At 69.2% G+C, this 312-nt stretch carries 1 protein-coding gene; it reads left to right on the plus strand.

Annotated features, from left to right (window positions below):
* Positions 1-19: 19 nt before the first annotated feature.
* A partial coding sequence (locus KSO97_RS17535) for a F0F1 ATP synthase subunit gamma (RefSeq protein ID WP_232682071.1) occupies positions 20-312 on the plus strand: 293 nt, incomplete at its 3' end.

Below are 312 nucleotides of genomic sequence, written 5' to 3' on the forward strand. Positions count from 1 at the left end.
CCTCCTCCTTGGTCAGCGGGTGGTCGACGTTGGAGAACGTCGCCACCCGCTGACCAAGGAGGAGGACAACCCGACTCGGGCTGCGGTACTGGTCGTGACCAGCGACCGCGGTCTGGCCGGCGCCTACTCCTCCAGCGTGCTGAAGGGGGCCGAGCGCCTCGCCGAGCGCCTGCGCGCGGAGGGCAAGGCCGTGGACTGGTACATCCCCGGTCGCAAGGGCGTTGCCTACTTCAAGTTCCGCAACCGCGACGTCGTGAACTCCTGGACGGGCTTCTCCGACCAGCCGGACTACGAGGCCGCCGCGGAGATCGG

Origin of the sequence: Nocardioides sp. R-C-SC26 (assembly GCF_021246465.1) — a bacterium.
In the GTDB taxonomy this organism is placed as follows: domain Bacteria; phylum Actinomycetota; class Actinomycetes; order Propionibacteriales; family Nocardioidaceae; genus Nocardioides.